Source organism: Helicobacter ailurogastricus (assembly GCF_001282945.1).
In the GTDB taxonomy this organism is placed as follows: domain Bacteria; phylum Campylobacterota; class Campylobacteria; order Campylobacterales; family Helicobacteraceae; genus Helicobacter; species Helicobacter ailurogastricus.
The window spans coordinates 568,030-574,984 of the sequence record NZ_CDMG01000002.1 but is presented as its reverse complement, the minus strand read 5'-3'; the positions used below and the strand labels follow the sequence as shown (position 1 = coordinate 574,984).

Below are 6,955 nucleotides of genomic sequence, written 5' to 3'. Positions count from 1 at the left end.
GGGGGGGGGGGGGGGGTACGCCCCAGCCTTTGAGCGTCAAAACTTTGAGGGTTTAGAAACTTGGGACACTTCGCATGTAACGAATATGCGGGGCATGTTTTATCGGGCAATTTTATTTAATCACGACATTTCTAGTTGGAATGTGTCTAGGGTTAGAGATATGGGTTTGATGTTTCGCAAATGTGGGCTTTTTAACCAGCCACTAAATGGGTGGAATGTGTCTAGTGTTACAAAGATGTTTTATATGTTTTGGGGTTGTGAAGATTTTAACCAGCCCTTAGACAACTGGGATGTGTCTAGAGTCATGGATATGACTTTCATGTTTAAAGAATGTGAAAATTTTAACCAAGACTTAAGTACATGGAATGTATCTAGCGTTCAAGATGGTTTAGACAATATGTTTAAAGATTGTTCGAGTCTTAATTATAAGCATTACCCATTTTGGTATAAAGGGAAGCGTCCTTTCAGGCAGTCCATCTAGGCATCAAGTTTTAGACTTAAGCTAGGGTTATAGCAAACTAACTCTATAGCCCCAACTCCCCCCCAACTTTTGCTATAATCCCGCCTATGCAAAAATTTAAGAAAATTCTACTCATTGGTTCGGGTCCCATTGTCATAGGGCAGGCGTGCGAGTTTGACTACTCCTCTAGCATTGCCCTTAAGACGCTTAAAAGCTTAGGCTATGAAGTGGTGCTTTTAAACTCCAACCCCATCACCATCAACACGGACAAAGCCCTAGCCTATAAGACCTATATTGAGCCCATTAACATACAAAATGTGCTTAAAATTGTCGAGCAGGAGGGCATAGAGGCGATTTTACCCACAATGGGGGGGCAGACGGCGTTAAATATCATGGTGGAGTTGCACCAGCAGGGGCATTTTGAGGGGGCTCTTAAAAATGTCAAACTCTTAGGCGCGAAGATTGAGAGCATTTTAAAGGCAGAGGATCGGCGCGCGTTTAAGGAGTGCATGCTAAATATCGGGCTAGATTTACCCAAAGGGGGGTATGCCTACAGCGAGGAGGAGGCGTTAAGTGTGGTCAAAGAAGTGGGCTTTCCTTGCATCATCCGCTCTAGTTTCACTTTGGGCGGGGAGGGCAGCTCTGTAGCCTTTAACATTGAGGAGTTTAGGGACTTAGCCAAATTCGCCCTAGAGGCATCGCCCATCAATGAAATCTTGATTGAAGAGAGCTTATTAGGCTGTAAAGAGTTTGAAATGGAGGTGGTGCGCGATTGCAAGGATAATTGTGTGATCGTGTGCTGCATTGAAAATGTCGATCCGATGGGGATACACACCGGGGACAGCATCACCATAGCCCCTGCCTTGACCTTGACAGATAAAGAATACCAGCGCATGCGCGATGCCAGCTTTGCCGTACTGCGGGCGGTGGGCGTGGATACGGGGGGGGCGAATGTGCAATTTGCCATCAAAGATAGGCGTTTATTGGTGATTGAAATGAACCCTAGAGTTAGTCGTAGTTCTGCCCTAGCCAGCAAAGCCACGCTGTTTCCCATCGCCAAAGTCGCCACGCTTTTAGCTTTGGGGCACACTTTAGAAGAGATACAAAATGACGTCACCCAGAGCACGACTTGCTTTGAGCCGACCTTAGATTACATCATCACCAAAATCCCGCATTTTGACTTTGAGAAATTCCCCCAAGTGGACACGACTTTAGGCACTTCTATGAAGAGCATCGGCGAGGTGATGGGGATTGGAGGGAGCTTTAAAGAGAGTTTGATGAAAGCCCTAGAGAGTGATTATCTTTTAAAGAATTTGCGCGTCTTTCTAGAGAGCCCCCTAGATTTGGCGTTTTTGAAAAAAGAACTACGCCGCCCCAACCCTAAACGCTTACTTTACGCCATGCACGCTTTTAGCGATGGTTTAAGCGTAAATGAGGTGCATGATTTATGCTATATCGATCCTTACTTTTTAAACGAGATAGCCGAAATCGTGCAAGCCCTCTTAGGGCTCAAAGAGGCAGATAATGCCTTACTTAGCGATAAATCCGCCCTATTTAGACTCAAAAGCATGGGCTTAAGCGATTCATTGATCGCCAGTTTTTTAAGCATGGGCGAGTCAGAGGTGCGCCAAGCTAGGGATACCCTAGACTTGCACCCTAAAATGTACCAAGTGGATTTGAGTGCCAATGAGTTTAAAAGCCCCACGCCCTACCTATACAGCACTTACGCCCCCGTCTTTCCCGCTCACAACAACCCCCCCAAATCCACCCGCCAAAAGGTGATTTTAATCGGCTCGAGTGCCAATAAAATCGGGGTGGGCATGGAGTTTGACTACGCCTTGACGCACGCCAGCCTTGCATTAAAGAAAATGGGCTTAAGTCCTATCATTATCAACAACAACCCCGAGACGATCAGCACCGATCATGACACCAGCGACACGCTCTATTTTGAGCCCATCACTTTAGAGCATGTCCTAGAGATTGTGGCAAGAGAGAGGGCGCATTTAATGGGCGTGGTGGTGGGCTTTGGGGGACAAACGCCCTTAAAAATTGCCAAAGACTTAGAAGCCCTGAATATCCCTTTGCTAGGCACCGCCTTTAAGAACATTGAAATTGCCGAAGAGCGGGATTTATGCCATAAACTTTTAGATCGCTTAGACATTGCCTACCCGAAGGGCTTATGCGCCAACTCTAGGGAGCAAGCCCTAGAGTGTTTAGAGCAGCTAGAGCTGCCCCTCATCTTACGCCCAAGTTTTGTGCTAGGGGGGGCAAAAATGCGGATTTTACGCACCAAAGAGGAGTGTTTAGACTACATAGAACACTACAGCTTTGAAACCAGCCTTTTAATGGATACTTTCCTAGAAGATGCCCTAGAGCTTGATGTGGATGCCATTTGCGACCAGCAAAGCGTCTTTGTGTGTAGCGTGCTAGAGCATATCGAGCCGGCGGGTATCCACTCAGGCGATAGCACTTGCTTTATCCCCCCAAGCCTAAGCCCGCAAGTTTTAGAGGAGGTTTATACCCAAACGCAAAAAATCACCTTGGGCTTACAAGTATTGGGGCTCGTGAATATCCAATTTGCCTACAAGAATAACCAACTCTTTGTGCTAGAGATCAACCCCCGCTGTTCGCGCACCGTGCCCTTTGTGTCTAAGGCACTTGGGCTAGACATTGCAGCGATGGCGATCGGGGTGATGGTGGGGCAAAAATTGGAAGAGATGAAGGGGCTAGAAAATAAAGGCGGGGGGTTATTTTTAGCCAAGCCTTTAAACTATGTCTTTGTCAAAGAGAGCGTGTTTCCCTTTAATAAACTCTATGGGGCGGATTTGGTGCTAGGGCCTGAGATGAAAAGCACGGGCGAGGTGGCAGGCGTGGGCTACACTTTAGCCGAAGCCTTTTATAAATCCCAGCTTGCGTGCAACAACCCCATCAAGCACAGCGGGCATGTCTTTGTGTCGCTCAAAGATGCCGACAAGCAAAGGGCGATGCCTTTAATGCGCGCCTTTGCTAGCTTGGGCTTTAAGCTTTACGCCACCACCGGGACGCACAAGGCACTGCAAGCTGAGGGGCTAGAGAGCGTGCAGGTGCTTAAAATCTCTGAGGGGCGGCCCAATATCTCGGATTTTATGCTAAACCATGAAATTGACATGGCGATCAACACCAGCGACCGGGTGAGCGAGGACTCTAAGATCATCCGCATGCAAGTGCTCAAAAACAAAATCTCCTATTTCACCACCCTAAAGGCGGTAGAAAAGGTGCTTTTGAGTTTGCTAGAATACTCTAAATTCAGCCACAACCCCCCCGTAAGCTTGCAGGAGTTGCAGGGAGTCTAAGCGTAGCTTAGACTTAGGAGCGTAGCTTAGATTTGAAAGCGTAGCTTACTCAAGAGCTTTTAAGGCCTGAAAGCAGAGAAGCTCTTCAAAAGAGAGTGCGCTCGCATGCCTTAGCCAAAGGTGATTGGCTTTGATTTTACGCATTAAAAGCTTGCTTTGGATTTTTTCTAAGAGTCTTTGCACTTTAAAGATTGCGAACTTTTTAAACACGGCTCTAAACACATGATAAAGGTGGGTGGTTGTAAGGTCTGTGTTTCTATTGATAAAGACTTGAAAATCTAAATTTAGTGTGATGTCCGCACTTTTGAGGGTTTCAAAGCGTAAATGCGTGTAAGTTTTAAGCTGGGTTTATGAAGATTGCTAAAGGCAACCGAGATGTTTTTTGAGCTTGTTAGAATGCTCCAAATTCAGCCACAACCCCCTATAAGCTTGCAGGAGTTGCAAAGGCTTAGGCGGGGTCTTAAGTTTGGGGGCGGTGCAACCATTTTTAAAGGCGCTCCACAGAGATTATGCTTATTCAAATCTTATACAAGCACGCCCCCCGATACAGAGTTAGAACGCCCACCTGATAAAAAAGCTACCCATTGGCAAGGTTAAAAAGTGGATTTTAAACAAAATATGGGCTCTTTTGTGTCATTATCCATCTTAAAGATTTTTGCGCTAATTTTTGCCCTTGGATTGGCAAGGATTTTGCAAAGTAAATCCGAGGATTAAATGATGGTGTCTAAACGAAAACCCAATTTTCTATTTTCACTTAGTGCTCTTGTTTTAGGGATTGGTGCTTTTTCTGCCCCACTAAGTGCAGAGAAAAACGGCGTGTTCATAGAGGGTGGCTTTCAGTATTCGTATGCTTCCGGTAGTTTTGCACAATTCACATCAACGCAATACACAATCCCGGGGATGCCTGGCATCACAACCAACGCCAACAATCTCTACCGGGGCAATCTCTATGGGGGAGATGTCCAAGTGGGGTTTAAAATGTTTTTTGGGCAAGAAAGTCGTTTTGGATTGCGTTTTTATGGATTTTTTAGCGGGCAAGGAGGACAGGCCAATTCTATGAGTAGCCGTAACTCCGATCCCGATTTTGTTGTGGCCAATTTAAAGGTCGGTAATTTCTTTTATGGAGGGGGGTTGGATATGCTCTACAACTTCTATGATAACGATGAGAGTTCGTTTGGGGTCTTTGCGGGAGCGATGGTTGGGGGGAGCTCTTGGTCGATGGGCAAGGACAAGTATTGCCACTGGGCCGGTGTCTATCAACACGGCCAACCTAGTGGATGTGTTACGCTAAATCAGTTTTTTGACAAGCAGGCGAGCATCAATAACCAATACTATCCCGGCCTCAAATCCACCTATGCGCCCAACTTCGTGCAAGTGATCGTTAATGTAGGTTTTAGATTTAATGTCAATAAACACCAAGGCATTGAAATGGGGGTGCGTATCCCTATCATCAACGATCCTTACTACACCAACAAAGGGACTTATACAGTGGGGCGGTTTCTCAAAGTTAATAGCAAAGATGCCATTAGGTTTAGACGCAATGTGGCGGCGTTCATTAATTATGTGATCAACTTCTAAAACCACGAATGGTTTGGGTTTGGGCGATTGGGCGCTAAAGCGCATTCGCGCTTGTTGGTTTAACAAATCACAACGATGTTTTTTACACTCGATCTTTGATAGCCCCGCAACCAACCCCCCAGCTAGGGGGTTTAAGTAAAACTTTTTAAGACGCCCTACGCCTTTGGGGCGATCATATGAGCGGGGACGACCCAAGAATCAAAGTCTTTTTCACTCAAAAGCCCTAATTCTAGGGCGGATTCTTTGAGACTGATGCCTTTCTTATGGGCGTTTTTGGCGACTTTAGCTGCGTTTTCATAGCCGATGTGTGGGTTAAGGGCGGTAACCAACATTAAAGAGTGGTGCAAATAGTAGTCGATTTTGTCTTTATTGGGCTCGATGCCGCTCGCGCAATGTTCGTTGAAGCTAAACATCCCATCGGCTAAGAGCTTCACGCTCTGTAAAAAGTTATAGATGATGACGGGCTTAAAGACATTGAGCTCAAAATTGCCCTGAGAGGCCGCAAAGCCCACCGCCGCATCGTTGCCCATCACTTGCACGACCACCATTGTTAAGGCTTCGCATTGGGTGGGGTTGACTTTACCGGGCATGATAGAGCTGCCCGGTTCGTTTTCTGGGATGTGTAATTCGCCCAAACCACAGCGCGGGCCGCTGGCAAGCCAGCGGATGTCGTTGGCAATTTTCATTAAATTAGCCGCCAGTCCTTTTAATGCCCCGTGGGCGAAAGTGATCGCATCGTGGCTGGTGAGGGCGTGGAATTTATTAGGCGCGCTTTTGAATGTTTGCCCCGTAAAGCGGGTCAGCTCCTCAGCCACCTTTTCAGATAATTGCGGGTGGGCGTTTAAGCCTGTGCCCACAGCAGTTCCGCCGATGGCTAGCTCTCTTAAGCCCTCCAAACTCTCTAAAATCTGCGCCTTAGAGTGCTCGAGCATGCTGACATACCCGCTAAACTCTTGGCCCAAAGTTAAAGGGGTCGCGTCTTGTAGGTGGGTGCGCCCGATTTTAATGATGTCCTTAAATGCCTCACTTTTGGCGTGCAAAGTGGTGTGCAGGACATCTAGGGCGGGCAAGAGTGTTTGGGTGAGCTCCAACACGGCCACAATGTGCATGGCGGTGGGGAAAGTGTCGTTCGAGCTTTGGGACATATTGACATGGTCGTTGGGGTGGATCAATTTTTCTTTTCTAAAATCCGCCCCCAAAATCTCGGTCGCGCGGTTGGCGATGACCTCGTTCATGTTCATATTCGTCTGTGTCCCGCTGCCCGTTTGCCATATGGCTAAAGGAAACATCCCTTCTAACTTGCCCGCTAAAATGTCCTCGCAAGCTTGCATGATCGCGCCCGCCTTTTTCGCGTCCAACTTGCCTAAGTCTTGATTGACTTTGGCTAGAGAGCGTTTAAGTTTGGCAAAAGCGGCGATGAGCTCGGGGGGCATTTTTTCCACGCCGATTTTAAAATTCTCAAAACTCCTTTGGGTTTGCGCCCCCCAATATTTGCTATCTTCTACTTTGACTTCACCCATAGTGTCATGCTCTACTCTATAATGCATGCATCCATCCTTTCAAAAAATTTTTAAAACTTTAGCAC

At 46.9% G+C, this 6,955-nt stretch carries 4 protein-coding genes; 3 read left to right on the top strand and 1 reads right to left on the bottom strand.

Annotated elements, in window-relative coordinates; all coding sequences use genetic code 11:
* The 3 genes from HAL07_RS02920 to HAL07_RS02905 form a co-directional block, all read left to right on the top strand.
* Positions 1-481 (top strand): BspA family leucine-rich repeat surface protein (locus HAL07_RS02920; protein ID WP_156295925.1); only part of this gene is annotated, 481 nt, incomplete at its 5' end.
* Between the two features lie 77 nt (positions 482-558).
* On the top strand, positions 559-3,792 hold the full coding sequence (gene carB / locus HAL07_RS02915; protein ID WP_370695955.1) for a carbamoyl-phosphate synthase large subunit: 3,234 nt from the start codon (positions 559-561) through the stop codon (positions 3,790-3,792).
* 717 nt (positions 3,793-4,509) lie between these two features.
* Positions 4,510-5,370, top strand: a complete 861-nt coding sequence (locus HAL07_RS02905; RefSeq protein WP_156295919.1) for an outer membrane protein — start codon at positions 4,510-4,512, stop codon at positions 5,368-5,370.
* Positions 5,371-5,525: 155 nt separating this feature from the next.
* Here the strand turns inward: HAL07_RS02905 and fumC are convergent, their stop codons facing one another.
* On the bottom strand, positions 5,526-6,917 hold the full coding sequence (fumC, locus tag HAL07_RS02900; RefSeq protein ID WP_053945013.1) for a class II fumarate hydratase: 1,392 nt from the start codon (positions 6,915-6,917) through the stop codon (positions 5,526-5,528).
* Positions 6,918-6,955 lie beyond the last annotated feature (38 nt).